Annotated in this window: 20 protein-coding genes and 1 pseudogene; 12 read left to right on the top strand and 9 right to left on the bottom strand. The window is 54.2% G+C overall.

Annotated features, from left to right (window positions below; genetic code table 11):
* Positions 1–249: 249 nt before the first annotated feature.
* Genes CPA50_RS01600 through CPA50_RS01590 form a run of 3 tightly spaced genes read left to right on the top strand, consistent with a single transcriptional unit; the run spans position 250 to position 2,920 of the window.
* A complete protein-coding gene (locus CPA50_RS01600; RefSeq protein ID WP_096780743.1) occupies positions 250–2,073 on the top strand; it encodes a nitric oxide reductase activation protein NorD in 1,824 nt (607 codons plus the stop codon).
* Between the two features lies 1 nt (position 2,074).
* A complete protein-coding gene (locus CPA50_RS01595) occupies positions 2,075–2,668 on the top strand; it encodes a cytochrome c oxidase subunit 3 (RefSeq protein ID WP_227519442.1) in 594 nt (197 codons plus the stop codon).
* Positions 2,669–2,680: 12 nt separating this feature from the next.
* Positions 2,681–2,920 (top strand): cytochrome C oxidase subunit IV family protein, encoded by a 240-nt coding sequence (locus tag CPA50_RS01590; protein WP_096780742.1) that lies wholly within the window; start codon positions 2,681–2,683, stop codon positions 2,918–2,920.
* A gap of 52 nt (positions 2,921–2,972) precedes the next feature.
* Here CPA50_RS01590 and CPA50_RS01585 read toward each other — a convergent pair whose 3' ends face one another.
* The 8 genes and pseudogenes from CPA50_RS01585 to CPA50_RS01550 form a co-directional block, all read right to left on the bottom strand.
* Positions 2,973–3,416, bottom strand: a complete 444-nt coding sequence (locus CPA50_RS01585) for a hypothetical protein (protein WP_096780741.1) — start codon at positions 3,414–3,416, stop codon at positions 2,973–2,975.
* The gene (locus CPA50_RS01580; RefSeq protein WP_096780740.1) at positions 3,413–3,709 is read right to left on the bottom strand and encodes a hypothetical protein; all 297 of its coding nucleotides are present in this window, start codon (positions 3,707–3,709) and stop codon (positions 3,413–3,415) included. Before CPA50_RS01580 ends, CPA50_RS01585 begins: the two co-directional genes overlap by 4 nt.
* A 1-nt stretch (position 3,710) precedes the next feature.
* Positions 3,711–4,373 carry a hypothetical protein gene (locus CPA50_RS01575; RefSeq protein WP_096780739.1) on the bottom strand — a complete coding sequence of 221 codons (663 nt, stop codon included), beginning with the start codon at positions 4,371–4,373 and terminating at the stop codon, positions 3,711–3,713.
* 180 nt (positions 4,374–4,553) lie between these two features.
* Positions 4,554–5,022, bottom strand: a pseudogene (locus tag CPA50_RS01570) (IS630 family transposase); the annotation flags it as partial.
* Positions 5,023–5,133: 111 nt separating this feature from the next.
* A complete protein-coding gene (locus tag CPA50_RS01565; RefSeq protein WP_096780738.1) occupies positions 5,134–5,508 on the bottom strand; it encodes a hypothetical protein in 375 nt (124 codons plus the stop codon).
* The gene (locus CPA50_RS01560) at positions 5,474–6,262 is read right to left on the bottom strand and encodes a CbbQ/NirQ/NorQ/GpvN family protein (protein ID WP_096780737.1); all 789 of its coding nucleotides are present in this window, start codon (positions 6,260–6,262) and stop codon (positions 5,474–5,476) included. The genes CPA50_RS01565 and CPA50_RS01560 overlap by 35 nt, the downstream gene beginning before the upstream one ends.
* 30 nt (positions 6,263–6,292) lie before the next feature.
* A complete protein-coding gene (locus tag CPA50_RS01555; protein ID WP_096780736.1) occupies positions 6,293–7,522 on the bottom strand; it encodes a cytochrome D1 domain-containing protein in 1,230 nt (409 codons plus the stop codon).
* A 24-nt stretch (positions 7,523–7,546) separates the two neighbouring features.
* The gene (locus tag CPA50_RS01550) at positions 7,547–7,900 is read right to left on the bottom strand and encodes a c-type cytochrome (protein ID WP_227519441.1); all 354 of its coding nucleotides are present in this window, start codon (positions 7,898–7,900) and stop codon (positions 7,547–7,549) included.
* A gap of 225 nt (positions 7,901–8,125) precedes the next feature.
* On the opposite strand from CPA50_RS01550, the gene CPA50_RS01545 reads away from it, so the two are divergent.
* The 9 genes from CPA50_RS01545 (at position 8,126) to CPA50_RS01505 (ending at position 16,202) form a co-directional block, all read left to right on the top strand.
* Entirely contained in the window at positions 8,126–9,850 is a 1,725-nt protein-coding gene (locus CPA50_RS01545) for a nitrite reductase (protein WP_096780735.1), read from the top strand.
* A 37-nt stretch (positions 9,851–9,887) separates the two neighbouring features.
* On the top strand, positions 9,888–10,352 hold the full coding sequence (locus CPA50_RS01540) for an AsnC family transcriptional regulator (protein WP_096780734.1): 465 nt from the start codon (positions 9,888–9,890) through the stop codon (positions 10,350–10,352).
* A 32-nt stretch (positions 10,353–10,384) separates the two neighbouring features.
* A complete protein-coding gene (locus tag CPA50_RS01535; RefSeq protein WP_096780733.1) occupies positions 10,385–10,888 on the top strand; it encodes an Lrp/AsnC family transcriptional regulator in 504 nt (167 codons plus the stop codon).
* Between the two features lie 28 nt (positions 10,889–10,916).
* Positions 10,917–11,360, top strand: a complete 444-nt coding sequence (locus tag CPA50_RS01530) for an Lrp/AsnC family transcriptional regulator (protein ID WP_096782280.1) — start codon at positions 10,917–10,919, stop codon at positions 11,358–11,360.
* On the top strand, positions 11,335–11,841 hold the full coding sequence (locus CPA50_RS01525) for an Lrp/AsnC family transcriptional regulator (protein ID WP_096780732.1): 507 nt from the start codon (positions 11,335–11,337) through the stop codon (positions 11,839–11,841). Before CPA50_RS01530 ends, CPA50_RS01525 begins: the two co-directional genes overlap by 26 nt.
* A gap of 16 nt (positions 11,842–11,857) precedes the next feature.
* Complete coding sequence (gene nirJ / locus CPA50_RS01520) at positions 11,858–13,054, top strand: heme d1 biosynthesis radical SAM protein NirJ (protein WP_096780731.1); 1,197 nt, start codon at positions 11,858–11,860, stop codon at positions 13,052–13,054.
* Between the two features lie 10 nt (positions 13,055–13,064).
* The gene (gene cobA, locus CPA50_RS01515) at positions 13,065–13,922 is read left to right on the top strand and encodes a uroporphyrinogen-III C-methyltransferase (protein ID WP_096780730.1); all 858 of its coding nucleotides are present in this window, start codon (positions 13,065–13,067) and stop codon (positions 13,920–13,922) included.
* Positions 13,907–15,400 carry a nitrite reductase gene (locus tag CPA50_RS01510; RefSeq protein WP_096780729.1) on the top strand — a complete coding sequence of 498 codons (1,494 nt, stop codon included), beginning with the start codon at positions 13,907–13,909 and terminating at the stop codon, positions 15,398–15,400. The genes cobA and CPA50_RS01510 overlap by 16 nt, the downstream gene beginning before the upstream one ends.
* A gap of 100 nt (positions 15,401–15,500) precedes the next feature.
* Complete coding sequence (locus CPA50_RS01505; RefSeq protein WP_096780728.1) at positions 15,501–16,202, top strand: Crp/Fnr family transcriptional regulator; 702 nt, start codon at positions 15,501–15,503, stop codon at positions 16,200–16,202.
* 25 nt (positions 16,203–16,227) lie between these two features.
* Here the strand turns inward: CPA50_RS01505 and CPA50_RS01500 are convergent, their stop codons facing one another.
* Positions 16,228–16,791 (bottom strand): Yip1 family protein, encoded by a 564-nt coding sequence (locus CPA50_RS01500; RefSeq protein WP_096780727.1) that lies wholly within the window; start codon positions 16,789–16,791, stop codon positions 16,228–16,230.
* Positions 16,792–16,885 lie beyond the last annotated feature (94 nt).

Raw genomic sequence — 16,885 nt, 5'->3', positions numbered from 1 at the left:
CAAGGGTACTCTCCAGAGCAAACGTCTGATCACTCGCAGCCACAAGCGCGCAGAATTTTCGTGTACTCAGTGCCTTCAACGTGCAAGCACTTGCCGTGAGGTGCAAAAAGACAACCCGGAAAGCAGCCTGCCGCACTGGCAACCTGGCGAGCCCGGCCGGCAAACCATTCTCATTCCTGTCCACCAATTAATGACCAGCCACCAGCTTGCCAGAAAATCCGCTCTACAGCGGACCTGAAGGAGTTCGAGATGGAAGAATGGGTCGGCTACAAATGGCATGAGTACATAACCCGCCAGGCTCTGGGCGAATTCCCCGAGCACGCCGTTTACCTAAAGGACGAAGCCCGCAGCCTGGGCATAGTGTTTCGAGCATTCGGAGGCGACCCGGCACTCAGCCTGGTGACTGCAGAACCCCGCCATTTTCGCCTGCGCCGGAAGTTTTTGCACAAACTCGCAGGAACACATCGCAAGTTTGAACTGGCTTGGCGGGACGACCAAAACCTGCGGTTGCCGGAACGAGTTGCTCGATTCCCTTCCAGACAGCTGAACCGCGACCTCTATATCTGGCTTGCTGCACTCGCGGCTTCGCCGATTCCGCCTGACCGCAATTGGTTCACCGGCAATCAGACCCTGGTGCAGGATGTGCTCGCACGCTGGCCAGGTTTGGAAGAGGTTTACCAGCGCCTGGTCCAACAGGTTTTGTTCTGGCGCCCCGAACCAGAAAGTCTGACCGCTCAGGAAGCCACTCGCGAACTGGCTATCCGCCAGGCGCTTATCCATCCAGGAAGCGTCCCTGCCCTACCCGCTGCCGACACCGATCCCTGGCCGGTCATCCTCTGGTTATACCCGGCGCTGGAACAAGGAAAAGCCAGCGGACAGGTCACCGGCGATGACGAGACACAGTCCAGCCCAGGCGGTCTTACCAAGAAGAACAAGCGCAAACAGGCAGAGCGGGGGGAGGCCTTTGATCGCAATCAGGGCTTGATGATCTTCCGTCTGGAAAGCCTGTTCTCATGGACCGACTTCATTCCGGTTGATCGGGCAGGCGACGATACCGACGAGGAGGATGCCGAAGCCGTTGCAGATGATATGGACATGATCTCCGTTTCCAACGACCGCAAGGAAACGTCATCAGCGATCAAGTTTGATCTGGACCTGCCCTCGGAAGAGCACGACGACCTGCGCCTCGGCCCGGGCATTCATTTACCGGAATGGGATTGGCGTAGCCAAAGCTACCGCGAAGCCTTTTGCTGTCTGCAACCCCTGCTGGCAAAGGACGCGACGCCTGCAGAACTGCCCGAGGCACTGCGCCGACCAGCCAAACAGCTGCAGCGTCAATTCAGTGCCCTGAAACCTCTCAAGCAATGGCAAAAGCGGCAGCTGGACGGTGACGAGCTGGATCTTGACGCCTGCCTTGAGCGGGAAGTACAACACCGGCAAGGCCAGGGAGTGATCGACCAGAAACTGTTCCGCCGTTGCCAGCAAAGCCAGCGTGACCTTGCTTGTCTGGTACTGGCGGATGTGTCGCTCTCCACCGAGACCTATATCAACAACCATCAGCGGGTCATCGACGTAGCCCGGGATGGCCTGCAACTACTCAGCGAAGCCCTTCAGGCCAGCCGCGACCCCTTCGCGCTGTTTGCGTTTTCATCCCGTCGTCGTGACCACGTGCGATTTCATCACCTGAAAGGCTTTGATGAGGCCTACACCAGCATCACCCGGGGCCGCATTCAGGCACTGGAACCGGGTTTCTATACCCGTATGGGTGCTGCTATTCGCCAGGCAACCAAGCTGCTAGAGGCGCGCCACGAACACCAGAAAATTCTGCTGCTGCTAACTGATGGCAAGCCGAATGACCTGGACATCTACGAAGGTCGATACGGCGTGGAAGACACCCGCATGGCCGTACTGGAAGCCCAAAAAGCCGGACTGACACCGTTTTGCGTCACCATTGATGATGACGCCAGCGAATACCTGCCCTATGTATTCGGCAGCAGCAACTTCGTGGTGATCCGCGATCCGGCACAGCTGCCGTTGCAACTTCCAAAACTCTATCTGAACCTGACGCACTGATATGAGCGATATGACTAAACAGAACCTTTTCCCGGAACCCCACCCCCGCCAGCTCCCCGGCGATATCGCCGTATGGATCTTCATTTTCGCCGAGCTGGCCGTGTTCGGCATCATGTTTATTGGTTTCGCGGTCGCCCGCAGTATGGACCCAGCCACCTTTCACGCCGGCAAAGAAGTTCTGCATCCCTTGATCGGATTGCTGAACACCGCTGCACTGATCACCGCCAGCTATCTGGTTGCTACTGCAGTTCACCAGCTTCGCGAGAGGCGCCCAGGCGTGCAGTGGCACCTTTGGCTGGCGGTTGCAGTTTCTTGCATTTACACGGTGGGGAAGCTCTATGAATACGTGAACCTTTACAGTCAGGGCTATAACCTCGGTACAGACACCTTCTTCATGTTTTATTTCTTCCTGACATTTTTTCATTTCATGCATGTGATTCTTGGGCAGGTTGTACTGATCGTGATTGCTGTAAAAGTAGGTAACGGGGACTATGACGGCTCGGATATGAACGGTATGGAATCGGGTGCTTCGTACTGGCACATGGTGGACCTGGTCTGGTTACTTATGTTTCCAATGCTTTATGTGGTGGCTTAGGGAGAACTGACGATGCTGACGGTTTATTTTGCACTGATGATTTGCACCGCCCTGCCGGTGATTGCCCTAGAGGCCGGCATAAGCCCTGAGTTTCTGGCCTGGCTGGTATTTGGAATGGTCATCGTGAAGTCGTTACTGCTGGTAGATCACTTCATGGAAATGAAACACGCACCGCGCGCCTGGAGGCTGATAGCACAGTTCTGGGCGCCGGTGGTGATTGTTGCAGTTGCGGGGTTTCATACGGTGACATGAATCGCTTTGTTTTTCTTTAACTCTTGCTATGCCACCCAGGAGGAAGTTCTATTTAGCGACTATTCTCAATGTAGTTTTCAGCTCGCTCCATCGCCTGATCACACGGCTTGCCCGAGTAATTACGTCGATTAAAACTTTCCCTTGTTTCACTCTTAGCAACTTCAAGCAAAGATTTCGCCTCGTGTGCGACTACCATAGCCGACGAAAACAGATCCTCGCTCCATCCCCGCTCAATAGTGTAATCATATAAGGCCCAAGCAGCTGAGCTGTAGCGGCCACCCAGCTTCTCATTTTCTTCAAACTCGACGGCGAAATTGGAGCATAGCTGTAGGTCCAAAAATGTTGTGGCTATCGGAAGCAATCGTTCGTCATAGGGTAGCTTTGGCTCAGTTGCTGCTGACACAAAAGAAGCAAGTAAGCCTCCAAGAACTAAGATGAGCCGGCCGGATCGGGGAAACTGCAAACTATGGAATGAAATACTGAGGCCAACTTTCATTCCTGTTTTTCCTCTAATTTCTCCGAAGGAACGCCGCTACCAATGAGATGGTAGGCAGGTTGAAGAGCGAGTATGAATACTGGCCAAAACGCTAAAATCAGGAAGTACGATACATCATCAAAAAAATACTGGACGATGACGCTGGCACATGCAGCAAAGATCAAAGCACACGCAGCAACGCATCGTGACCAGAGTATCAGGCTCTTCGTGAGGGTCCCCACTTGAATACCCCTTAACATGGCGTAGTAAAGGAAAGAACCGCCAAAGCCACTCAGCAAAAGAACGACCAGCATGCTATAGATCGCTATAAACAAGGAGTCCTCGTGCAGCCAACTCTCGCCTGGCTTGCACAGATTGTTTCTTCGCCATTATGTTAAGGCCCGAAATCACGATAAGCGCGGGTACAGCCGCAATACCGAGGGTCCTAACGGCGTCTGGGCCCAAGCCAAAGCGCCGCGCTACAGCCATAACAAGCTCGCTTCTTTTTAACGATGCAACCGCTTGGGAAACAATGGCACTCGGGCCTCCTTTAGCTATGGCGTAGACGGCACCCGCTAAGGTAGCGACTGTCGCTTCGGGGGCGGACAGAGGATTAAACTGACCGGTAATGGCTGCCGTGGCTGAGCTGTATGTGAAAAAATCCTTCACCTCCTCGTCTGAGAGAGACCACATGTACCAATAAGGTTGCACACTCTGATCACTCACTAGTCCCATTAAACGACTCGTAAGATTGCTGCGAGGAATGTCGTTTAAAATTGCATTGTTAATACTTTTGCGCTCAGCAGGAGGGAGGTGCCGATAAACCGCAATCCCCGAAAGGATCGGCGAATAAGCCTCCGGAGCTTTGGAGATTTCAGCTATATAATTCTTAAGGCCCATCAGACCGGCCAAGGCGATCAAAGGGGCATTTTTAAAATCAGCGGTAACGTAACGAGATGCGACAGCAGGACTACTCACAAAAGCCTCCATGCGATATGTAATGACATCCAAGTCTAACTGACTTTATTTTCGTTCGGGTTAGGTTCAGCTGTCAATTGTTTCAAACGGGAAGGGGGGGTAACCCGATGCAATCACCGGGTAGCCAGCCCTCCCAATTAATCCATCTATATTAGCTAGCATGCCGTACGGTTAATTCACTCACTTATTGTCAATTAAACTCAGCTTTACCCGCGCCATTGTCGTCATAATGGACTCTGCGTTTTTATGCCATCGGAATGGCTTTGCCAGTTGTTGATTGTGAACCTTGATGAACTTTTTAATCGCAGATTTCAATTCGCCGACGCTGGTGAAAATACCTCGATAAAGTGCTCGTCGTTCCAGTTGACCAAACCACCCTTCGACCGCATTTAGCCATGACGCTGGGAATCATGTATCTGTCGCTCAACTTGTCCCGGGCGAAGCTGCAATTTCGGCTGGGTCCGATCAAGAGCCTGAATCTGAGTCTTTTCGTCAACAGACAGAATAAGTGCATTATCGGGGGGGGATTCATATAGAGCCCAATAACATCACACACTTTTTCAGCAAAGTCCGGATCATTGCATATTTTGCAGGTTTTCAGCCGGTGCGGCTTCAGGTCAGCGGCTTTCCAAATCTGATGCACTTGCCAGCGCGGCGCTACGGGTTTGGGCGCAATGGAAACCTTTATTGCTGATCAATGACTTCTATTATAACAAACAGAGATCAACGAATTAACCAGACAAAACACTAGCACTCCAAACTACAACCACTTAGCCGGGAATACAGGCGGCTTATCAGACATTGCCTGGGCAAGCGAAATCATGCCCCACAACACAAACCCAGTGTGTAACGCGATTGCCCAAACCAGAGCGAATGTACCGAAATGGCCCAAATCACCAAAGAACATCCAGCTAAAGGCAACGCCCGAACTGATCAGGACAAAACCGGTCAACGACATGAACAGAGCAGCACGGGTATGAGCCCTACGCAGTTCGTTAACCCCTGAGCTTTGGACAAACAGCCAGAGCAATACGGCAAAGCCGACAACAGGAATTGCCAGTAAATTCAGCAGGTACCAGATAACCGGTACAACCGCCCCGCTAGCGGGTTTCTTCCGGGCGCCCGAATACTGCATATACCACCTCCATTAGTGAACTGACTGTTGCTTCGTCGTCTGAGAGCGGCTCAATCATGCCCGCGCGACAGGCTGCCTCCGTGGGCACCCCGGCGCGTATCAAGAGGGCTGCGTGTATCAACAGGCGCGTTGAGGCAGCCTCTTCCAGGTCGTGGTCTTTCAGGTTGCGCAACGCTGTTGCAAGGCTTACCAGTTGCTGCGCGAGATCCCGGTCACAACCGGATTCTTCAACAACGATAGTTTGCTCCGCCTCTTCAGAGGGGTAATCAAACCGTAACGAAACAAATCTCTGGCGGGTGCTGGGTTTCATACCTTTGAGCAGGCTCTGGTATCCCGGATTGTAGGAGACCACCAGCATAAAGCCCGGCGCGGCTGTCAGCAGTTCTCCGGTACGCTCTATGGGTAACTCACGCCTGTCGTCCGCCAGCGGATGCAGTACCACGGTTGTATCTTTGCGGGCTTCAACTACTTCATCCAGATAGCAAATACCACCTTCACGCACCGCACGGGTTAATGGACCATCCTGCCAGTATGTGCCCTCCGGACCGATCAGGTGTCGTCCAACCAGATCAGCGGCGGTAAGGTCATCATGGCACGCAACCGTATAAACCGGACGGTTCAGTTTCTCGGCCATGTAGCGGACAAAGCGGGTTTTACCGCAACCGGTAGGCCCCTTGATCAGAACAGGCAGGCCGTTGTCAGCGGCGGCATGGAACAGCTCTATTTCATTACCTACAGGCTGGTAAAACGTCATCTGCAGAAATCCTTTGCGACTGGCTTGAATTCAAAGCCCGAGTACATGGGCCCGGCTGGTAAAGAAAATACCGCTGGGGTTTTGTGCGTCCAGTTCGGCAACAGGCTCAAGTGTGTGAGTGTTGTAAACCGTGATCCTGTTGCTGTCCCGGGACGAGATCCAGACTTCCTCCCCCCGTGGCGTAAACTCCATGTGCAGCACAGCCTTACCGGGCTCAAGTGTGCGGATGATCTTACGGGTCTGGGAATCGATCACCTGAACTACATCGTTTTTCGGATGTGCGAAGCTCACCCAGATTCGACGGTTGTCCGGGCTCGCCATCACGAAAACCGGCTGGCCCTGTACCGGAATCCTGTCCACCAGAGACCAGTCATTCATATCCGCCACCAAAACCTGGTGGTGTCCTACTGCCGGAACAAAGGCTCTGCCATCGGCGACCGTCCAGCCCTCCAGATGCGGCATTTTGTATACCGGTAGTTGTTGTTCGCCCTTACCATAACCGGGCAGAATTTCGGTAACGCCTGCATCGGTATTCCAGAGATCCAGCATAGACAGGCCGTCTTCACCAAACAGGCCCGCGATGTAGTAACGTCCGTCTGGCGTGATCATGGAATCGTAAGGCGCCTTACCTGCATCAAACCGTGTCAGTTCAGGTTGATTTCCAGTCACACCATCAGGCATATCCAGAATCCAGATCTGCCCGGCATCAAACAGACTGAAAACAAAACGATTACCCGGTGCATCCACCAGACCCACGGTTTTGGACTGCGCTTTTACACCGCTATCACGGATGTAGGTGGCAGGAATGTCGGCCACCAGCTCCAGGGTCCCACTATCAAAAACCTTCACCCCTCCCGGCTCATAATTGGACACAGCAACGTAACGGCCATCCTGGGAGATAGCACCTCCAATGCTGTTGCCGGACTGAATCACCCTGCCAACAATGGATTGTGTGAGCAGATCAACCTTGGTAAGACCACCGTCACGACCAAACACAAAGCCGTAACGCGCATCCCGGGAGTAAACAATAGACGCGTGAGACAGGTCACCCAGTCCTTCGATGCGGCCAATTACACTATGGCTGGTCGTGTTGATGACCAGTAAAGAACCGGATGCCCGCTCTACAACCAGGCCCATATCACCGGTACCCATCAGACTGTCACCTGAACCTCCTCCAGGGAGCGCCTGACAACCGCTCACCAGTGCAGAAAACAGCACCAGCGTTAACAATGGTTTCGCAAAACCGGGTATCCAGACCATGCAGTAATTCCTCCAGGCTATAGGTCAGGGTAAGACCAGCGCGCCAGCTTTAAGTTGATGACTGATCCATTCAATATCGGCGGGTGCCAGCAGGGGTTTCCAGGGCGGCATTGCCGTGCCCGGAACACCTTCACTGATAATCGCAGTGACCGCTGCCTCCGGCAGATGATTCAGATTTTCCGGCCGCAGCGGCGGGCCAAGCCCGCCCTTTAGGGTCAGCCCATGACAGGAACCACAGTCCTGAACCACAAGGTTTTCAAGGTCATTTGAGCTGCGTCTCGGTTCATCAGCCAGCATTGCCGGAGACGCAAAACAGAGCATCAACAACAGAACGGCACTTACTTTCTGCCATGCTTTATTCCTTCCGGAACTGTTCACCGCTCGCTTTCTCCCATAAGTTTTCCAGGGTCTTCACCATGGTGGCGCCACTCTAAAAACGCATCTTTGATATTCGTTAAAAATGGGCCCTGCCACAACAACTCTTTAGGCATACCTATGGTTGGGTACTCACTGGACACAGAACATACATCTGATTTTAATCAATGTTCATCAGGGCAAAGAGGCGAACCCTAACAACACTCTTAAATCCAAGGAGAGAACCTGATGAGAGCAAGCAATCCATTTCTTAAACCACTGGCAGTGGCCGTGGCAATCGCGTCGTTTGGCGTTATGACCGCGACCGCGACCCCGAAGAATGGCGACCCGGCCGGGGCCGCCTACGAGGGTACTTCCAGCCCTATCTCGCCCAAGTCCGCCAAAGTTGTCCGCTCACCTGGTGCTCCGGACCTGACCGATGCAGAGTTTGAAAAAGCCAAGAAGATATTCTTTGAGCGCTGCGCCGGCTGCCACGGTGTACTGCGTAAAGGTGCAACCGGCAAACCACTGACCCCGGATATCACCCAGGCACAAGGCATTGATTACCTTAAAACTTTCATCACCTTTGGATCTCCAGCTGGCATGCCTAACTGGGGCACGTCCGGGGAACTTTCCGAAGATGAAGTCGAATTGATGGCCAAATACCTGATGCATGAGCCACCCGCCCCACCGGAGTGGGGCCTGGCCGATATGATGGCGACCTGGGAAGTGCTTGTGGCGCCCGAGGATCGGCCGAAAAAGAAACTGAACAACCTGGATCTGGAAAACCTGTTCAGCGTTACTCTGCGAGATGCCGGAGAGATTGCCCTGATCGATGGCAAATCCAAAGAAATTGTTGAAATCATCAGAACGGGTTATGCAGTACACATTTCCCGCATGTCAGCCTCCGGACGTTACCTGTTCGTGATTGGCCGCGATGCAGCGATCAACATGGTTGACCTGTGGATGGAGCACCCGGACACAGTTGCCAAGATCAAAATTGGTCTGGAAGCCCGCTCGGTAGAAACATCCAAGTACAAAGGCTATGAAGACAGGTACGCGGTTGCAGGTGCCTACTGGCCACCGCAGTTTGTCATCATGGACGGGGAAACTCTGGAGCCGAAGAAAATCGTGGGCACCCGCGGTATGACCGTGGATACCCAGGAGTATCACCCGGAACCACGGGTTGCTGCCATCGTCGCGTCCCATGAGCACCCCGAGTTCATTGTTAACGTAAAAGAAACCGGCAAGATCATGCTGGTCAACTACGAAAACCTGGAAAACCTCAACAGCACCACCATAGACGCCGCGCGGTTCCTGCACGATGGCGGCTGGGACAGCAGCATGCGTTACTTCATGACGGCTGCGAATCAGTCCAACAAAATCGCCGTTGTTGACTCCAAAGACCGTGAACTGGAAGCCCTGGTAGACGTGGGAAAAATCCCCCATCCCGGCCGTGGTGCCAACTTTGTTGATCCTGAGCATGGCCCGGTCTGGGCAACCAGTCACCTGGGTGATCCAACCATACAGATGATCGGCACAGACCCCGAAGGCCATCCGGATAAAGCCTGGAAGGTGGTTCGCACTCTCAATGGTCAGGGCGGCGGTTCACTGTTCATCAAAACTCACCCGAAGTCCAAAAACCTGTACGTGGATACGGCTCTGAACCCTGCGGAATCCGTCAGCCAGAGTGTCGCCGTGTATGACATCGAGAACCTCGAAAGCGGCTATGAGGTATTGCCAATCGCCGAATGGGCAAATCTGGGAGAAGGCCCCAAGCGAGTTGTTCAGCCTGAGTACAACGTTGCAGGCGACGAAGTCTGGTTCTCTGTGTGGAATGGCAAAGAACACAGATCAGCCATCGTGGTGGTGGACGACAAGACCCGCAAGCTGAAAAAGGTTATCGACGACGAACGCCTGATCACTCCTACCGGCAAGTTCAACGTCTATAACACTCAGCACGACGTCTACTAGAGAGATCTGTGTCGCACCGACCCGAAGGAGACAACCGATGAGACTGGATCATACAGATCAGCAACTGATCAACCACTTCCAACGGCATCTGCCAGTGTGTGAGAGGCCGTACCTGGAAATGTCCCGGCAACTGGGCATCTCCGAGAAGGACGTTATTGAACGGTTGCAGTCGTTGCAGTCTCGCGATGTCGTCGGCCGGGTCGGACCGGTGTTTGAGCATAGCCAAGCTGGCGCAAGCCTGCTGGCTGCTGTGGCAGCGCCGGAGGAACAGATTGATCTGGTAGCCGCCCGCATAAACCGTACGCCCGGGGTGAATCACAACTACGCCCGGGAGCACACCTACAACCTCTGGTTTGTCATGACTGCTCCGTATAGCGAATTACTGGAAGAACATCTCGATGAACTGGAACAGGAACTGAAATTACCCATGCTGCGTCTACCCATGGTAGAGGGCTATCACATTGACCTGGGATTCGACATCGATTGGGAGTCCCTGCCATGAGCCACTGCGTATCACCCGATAGCCTGCGCACCATGACAGAAGAACCCCGTGCTGTAAGCGCCTGGGGGCTACTGCGGCTCCGGAAACAACTGGAGCGGGGGCTGCCGCTTGCTGCCCGGCCCTATCAGGCACTTGCAGAGCGTACAGGCCTTTCCGAACAAGAGGTTATAAACGCCATCATCCAATGGCAGGAGCAGGGGCTTATCAAACGCTTCGGGCTTGTGGTCAAGCACCGCACCCTCGGCTACACAGCTAACGCCATGGTGGTGTGGAATATACCCGATGAACAGGTACGGGCTGTGGGTAACATCATGGCCGGCATACCCTTTATTACCCTGTGCTACCAGCGGCCCCGGCGGCTCCCGGACTGGCCCTACAACCTGTTCTGCATGATTCACGGCACAAACCGAGAGCGTGTACTGGCGCAGCTGGACAGCCTGATTACAGAACACAACCTGCAGGATGTGAAACATTCTGTGCTGTTCAGCAATAAAGCCTACCGGCAACGGGGAGGGCGCTATGTCAGCCACGACTGAGGCCCGCCTCCAGGTGCCGGCAGCCATCCTGAGCCCTGTGGAGAAGATACTTATCAATCGTTTGCAGCAGGGTTTGCCGCTGGTGCGGCACCCTTATGCAGCTGTCGCAGAAGAGCTCAACCTGAATGAACAGCAGGTGCTGGACTCCATTAAAAAACTTCTTGCTGAAGGCGTACTGACGCGCTTCGGCCCCATGTTTCACGCCGGCGAGCTTGGCGGCGGTCTCACCCTGGCGGCCATGCGAATCCCGGATCCGGATTTTGAGCGAGTTGCCGCACTGGTCAATGAATTTGACGAAGTCGCCCACAACTACCGCCGCGAACACGAACTGAACATGTGGTTTGTACTGGCAACGGAAACCCGGGATGCCATTGAGAAAACCATTGCCGCCATTGAAAAAAACACCGGGTATCCGGTTTACAACATGCCAAAAGAGCAGGAGTTCCATGTCCACCTCCACTTCCCTGTCTGAGGCCTCTATCACAGAGCTCGATCGAAAGCTGATCCTTGCCACCCAGGCAGGATTGCCTCTGGTCTCCGACCCCTGGGCCGAGCTGGGCAGGCAACTGAACCTGAGCGCCGACAATGTACTTGCCCGCTTCCAGGCTTTGCAGGAAGCCGGCGTAATACGAAGAGTCGCAGCAGTACCCGACCACTACCGTTTGGGTTACCGCTACAACGGCATGACTGTGTGGGATGTAAATGATGACCGCATTACAGATCTGGGCACCGCCGTTGGTGAACTGCCTTTCGTGAGCCACTGTTATCGCCGGCCACGTCATTTGCCGTACTGGTCGTTCAACCTGTTTGCCATGGTGCACGGCACTACCCGGGAAGCAGTAGAAGACAAAGCCTCGCAGATCCGTGCCCTGTTGGGCGATGCCTGTCAGCAGCACACCATTCTTTACAGCTCGGCCATCCTGAAGAAAACCGGCTTGCGGCTGCGCAGATAACACAAGGGGAAGCACTATGTTCAGAATGACCCGCTACGTAAAAAGCCTGATGAATCCGGCCCCGGTGAGAGCCATCCCCAAGCCTTCCGGCCCGGTCGTTATCTGGAACCTGATCCGCCGCTGCAACCTTACCTGCAAACACTGTTATTCGATTTCTGCGGATATCGATTTCAAAGGTGAACTGAGTACCGGCGAAGTCTATACCGTGATGGACGATCTCAAATCCTTCGGTGTACCGGTACTGATCCTTTCTGGCGGCGAACCGCTTATGCGGCCGGATATATTCGACATTTCACGCCGAGCAAAAGACATGGGGTTTTACGTAGGCCTGTCCAGCAACGGTACCCTGATTACCGATGACAACATAAAGCAGATCGCCGATGCTGGCTACGATTACGTAGGCATCAGCATTGATGGACTGGAGCAGACTCACGACGAATTCCGCCAGAAGAAAGGCGCCTTCGCAGCCTCCATGAAAGCAGTCAAACTATGCAAGGACGCAGGCATCAAAGTCGGCCTGCGCTTCACCCTCACACAGGACAACGCGCCCCAGTTGCCAGACATGCTCAGGCTCCTCGACGAGCACGACATCGACAAGTTCTATCTCTCCCACCTGAATTATTCTGGCCGTGGTGGCCGCAACCGCAAGCGTGATGCGTGGTATGACATGACCAGAGATTCCATGAACCTGTTATTCAACCACTGCCACGAAGAACTCAAACGCGGAATTGAGCGGGAATACGTCACAGGCAACAACGACGCCGACGCCCCTTTCCTGCTGCAATGGGCCGCGGAACACTATCCCGATCAGGTGCCAGCTCTGGAGCAACGACTGGTCAACTGGGGTGGCAACTCCTCCGGCGTAAACATTTCCAACATAGATAACCTCGGCGTCGTTCACCCGGATACCTTCTGGTGGGACTACAACCTGGGCAACGTCCGCGAAAAACCGTTTTCCCGGATCTGGTCAGAGGCAAATGATGAGTTGATGGTGGGCTTTCGCCAGACCCCACGCCCTGTTAAAGGCCGGTGTGCAGAGTGTCAGTATCTGGCCATCTGCAATGGCAATACGAGGGTACGCGCCCACAATATTTCCGGTGATTTCTGGGAAGAAGACCCCGGCTGTTACCTCACCAACGAAGAGATAGGCATTGTCGACATGCCCCGGCGCGTCGCCACTCCGGTCGTCGAAATCCCGGTTCACAATCTCTAAGGAAAGCATCATGACAATCAGCCAGAGAAAGAAGTGCCTGGTGGAATTCCAGCTGGCAGAACAGCCCTTACGACCGGGGGACGTTGCCATCGTAGGCGCAGGCCCGGGCGATCCCGGACTGCTCACACTCAGGGCGCTGATGCTGATTCAGCAGGCGGACGCCATTGTTTATGACCGCCTGGTATCCCCCCAGATCATGGAACTGGTGAACCCCCGTGCGGAGCGGATCCACGTGGGAAAAGCCAGCGGTTGCCACTATGTGCCCCAGGAAGATACAAACGAGCTTCTGGTTCAGCTAGCCATGAAACTGCGCCGGGTGGTACGCCTGAAAGGAGGCGACCCATACATTTTTGGTCGCGGCGGCGAAGAAGCCGAATTCCTGGTGGAAAACAACATCGACTTTCTGGTGGTGCCCGGCATTACCTCTGCAGCCGGCTGCGCCTCCTACTGTGGCATCCCCCTTACCCATCGGGATTACGCACAAAGCGTGACTTTCGTTACCGGGCACCGTAAAGCCGATCATGCCTTTGAGCTGAACTGGAAGGTTCTGGCAGCCCCGGGCCAGACCCGCGTGTTTTATATGGGCCTGCACAATGCCCCTACTATTGTCCGGGAGCTGACAGCTCATGGCCTGTCTGGTGACTGCCCGGTAGCACTGGTAGAGCGCGGCACCACGCCGCAACAGCATATGGCAGTGACCACCCTCCATAAGCTGGAAAAAACCATTCAGACGGAAGGCTTTCAGCCACCCACGCTGATTATCGTGGGAGAGGTAGTTCAACTGGCAGAGAAGCTTGCGCAACCAACTCAGGCAGGCTGGAACCACTACCAACATTCAAATCAGGAAGCACGATGCAACAGTCTCTGAAAACCCTGATGCTGACCGCAGGCCTGCTGGTGTCACCTCTGATAACCGCCAGCACACATGTGCAGACTGAAGCCCTGTATCAGGAGCACTGCGCAAGCTGTCATGGCAGCGATCGCCTTGGCGGGATGGGGCCTGCCCTGTTACCGGAAAACCTTGCCCGCCTGAAAAAAAACCAGGCCGAGCAAGCTATTCTGACAGGCAGTGCAGCAACTCAGATGCCGGCCTTTGCCGACACTCTGAGCGCCGAGTCTGTTAGCGCTCTGGCGGAATTCATCTATCAGCCGCCAGCTAAAAAGCCCGTATGGGGCAAGGCCGAAATCATCGCCAGCCATCTGTTGCCTCACCCTGTCAGCACCCTGCCCGACAAACCTGCCTACGACGCAGACATGATGAACCTGTTCCTTGTAGTAGAAATCGGCGATCACCATGTCACTCTGCTTGACGGTGACAGCATGGCACCTATCCACCGTTTTGCCAGCCGCTACGCCCTGCACGGCGGCCCAAAATACAGCCCTGACGGCCGCTTCGTCTACTTCGGTTCCAGAGACGGCTGGATTACAAAGTACGACTTGTACAACCTCAAGGTGGTTGCCGAAGTACGGGCTGGCATCAACATGCGTAACATCGCCGTTTCTGCTGACGGAGACCACCTGCTGGCAGCCAACTATCTGCCTCACACTCTGGTTCTGTTCGATTCGAACAATCTCGATCTGCTGGAAATCATCCCCGTTGAAAACGACGCCGGAGAGAGTTCAAGGGTCAGCGCCGTTTATGCCGCCCCGCCAAGGGGCAGTTTTATAGCTGCACTGAAGGACATACCCGAAGCCTGGGAAATTACAGTTGAAAACAACCGGGCCAGGGTGCGCAGAATGAAAACCGATACCTGGCTTGATGATTTCTTCTTCGACCCGGGTTACGAACACCTCATCGGCGCTGCCCGCGACGGCAAGCACGGCCTGGTCATCGACATGGACACAGGAAAAACCATTGCTAACCTGCCGTTGCCTGGCATGCCCCACCTGGGTTCCGGAATAACCTGGGACTACAAGGGCTCACGCGTAATGGCCACACCCCACTTTCGCACCAACGCAGTTTCCATCATCGATATGAACACCTGGGAAGTTATAAAAACCCTTGAAACAGCCGGCCCGGGCTTCTTCATGCGCAGCCACGAAAACTCACGCTACGCCTGGGTAGACGTTTTCTTTGGACCAAACAAAGACAAAGTTCATGTTATCGACAAACAGACGCTGGAAATCGTCAAAACCCTGCAACCCGCTCCCGGAAAAGTAGCCGCCCATGTCGAGTTTGACCGCTACGGAAAAAAGCTCCTGCTGAGCATCTGGGATGAAGATGGCGCAGTGATCGTCTACAACGCAGATACACTGGAGGAGGAAAAACGGATACCCATGAACAAACCGTCGGGAAAGTACAACGTCTGGAACAAAATCAACTACGAGGAAGGTACAAGCCACTGAGCCTATATCGAGCGGGTGAAAAAGCCTTAATGATTTAAGTCATTTCCCAAAACATCTTTCTGTTAGGATAATTGACAGATATCTCAACGGCAAAAACCCTATGACCCGCACTCACAGGCCAGACATGTCCTCCTCTCCCTGCATGCTGGGGGAGAATAACCCGGACATTATCCATCATGATGCAGCACCGCAATCAGTGGCGCTACTCAACGGCCTGAGCCGCGTATTCGGAATAAGGTTGAGCGAAAAACAGGACACTCCTGACGCCCGGTTTTTGAGAGACCTCACCCGGCTGTTTCACCAACGCCGGGTCGATTCCGAAGCCCAGATGGAAAAGCACGACACGCCCTGGAGCAACGTCTACCTGATTCAGTATGGCATTATGCGCCTGTTCCGGGAGGCTCCCAGCGGCAAGGTTGCAGTGCACCATTTCTTTACCGAGGGCGACATGGTCTGGCCCGTTTTCGGCCGCAGCCGCACAGTGCGCAACACCCTGTGCCTGACTACCGTAACACCCACTACTGTATGGGTTGCCGATTTTGCTGCCTTTCGGGCGGCCATCCAGTCCCATGGAGAGGGTCTCTGGCCCCAGTTTGCAATGGTCCTGACCGAAGAACTGGCAGAACTGACCAGCATGCGGGAATTTCGCAAGCTCACCATGCCGGCAAAGGAGCGTTATCAGCTTCTGCTTGAAGAGTATCCGGAACTGGCAAGGCGGGTGCCTGACAACCAGCTGGCTTCATGGCTGGGCGTTGTACCTGCAACATTCTCCCGGCTTAAAACCGGGGCGGTGAAGAAATAACAATATCAGCACTCAATACAATATTTCAAAACGCCCACACCATAGCCATCAACACACCCCACGCCAGCAATGATGCTGCCATCACGGTGTAGGTGGCCGACATGGTGATCACATCATCAGGGCTGCGGTGGCACAATGACCTCAGGCCCTGATACACAAGGGTGCAGGACAATGCCATTGCAGCCAGAACCGTAATCACACTGACAGTCACTACCGGCACCAGCAGCGCCAGTGATGACAGCCAGAGCGGCAGGGGCGCAATAGCCGCCAGCAGATAAGCGTTGTTGTAGCTGATCTCCAGCTTATGGCCTTCTACTACAGAGTGAATAAGCCAGCCCATAACAAAGAACGTCAACAGCTCAGCGAGAAAGAGAATGGTGGTGATAAAACGCCATTCCTTGCCCCCAAACCCGGCAATAAAATCATCGCCGTAATGGGTACCTGCGTAGTAAAGCAGCACTGGAGGCAGAAGCGACATGGGGACAACAACAAACCATGCAAGCATGGGAATCGATAGCTGCCTGCGTTCGAGTTCACCCCAGCCTCCATTACTGGAAAACGGAAGTTTAAGCATGCCTGAAACATTCATGGTAGTTCTCCTTGTTCTCAAGCAAGCGCATTTGCCTCACGGGACAGCGTCTGCAATATTATGATGGCTTTTAATTATTCTTTTTAGGCGCCCC

Source organism: Marinobacter sp. ANT_B65 (genome assembly GCF_002407605.1).
In the GTDB taxonomy this organism is placed as follows: Bacteria; Pseudomonadota; Gammaproteobacteria; order Pseudomonadales; family Oleiphilaceae; genus Marinobacter.
This window is presented reverse-complemented; position numbering and strand designations above follow the sequence as displayed.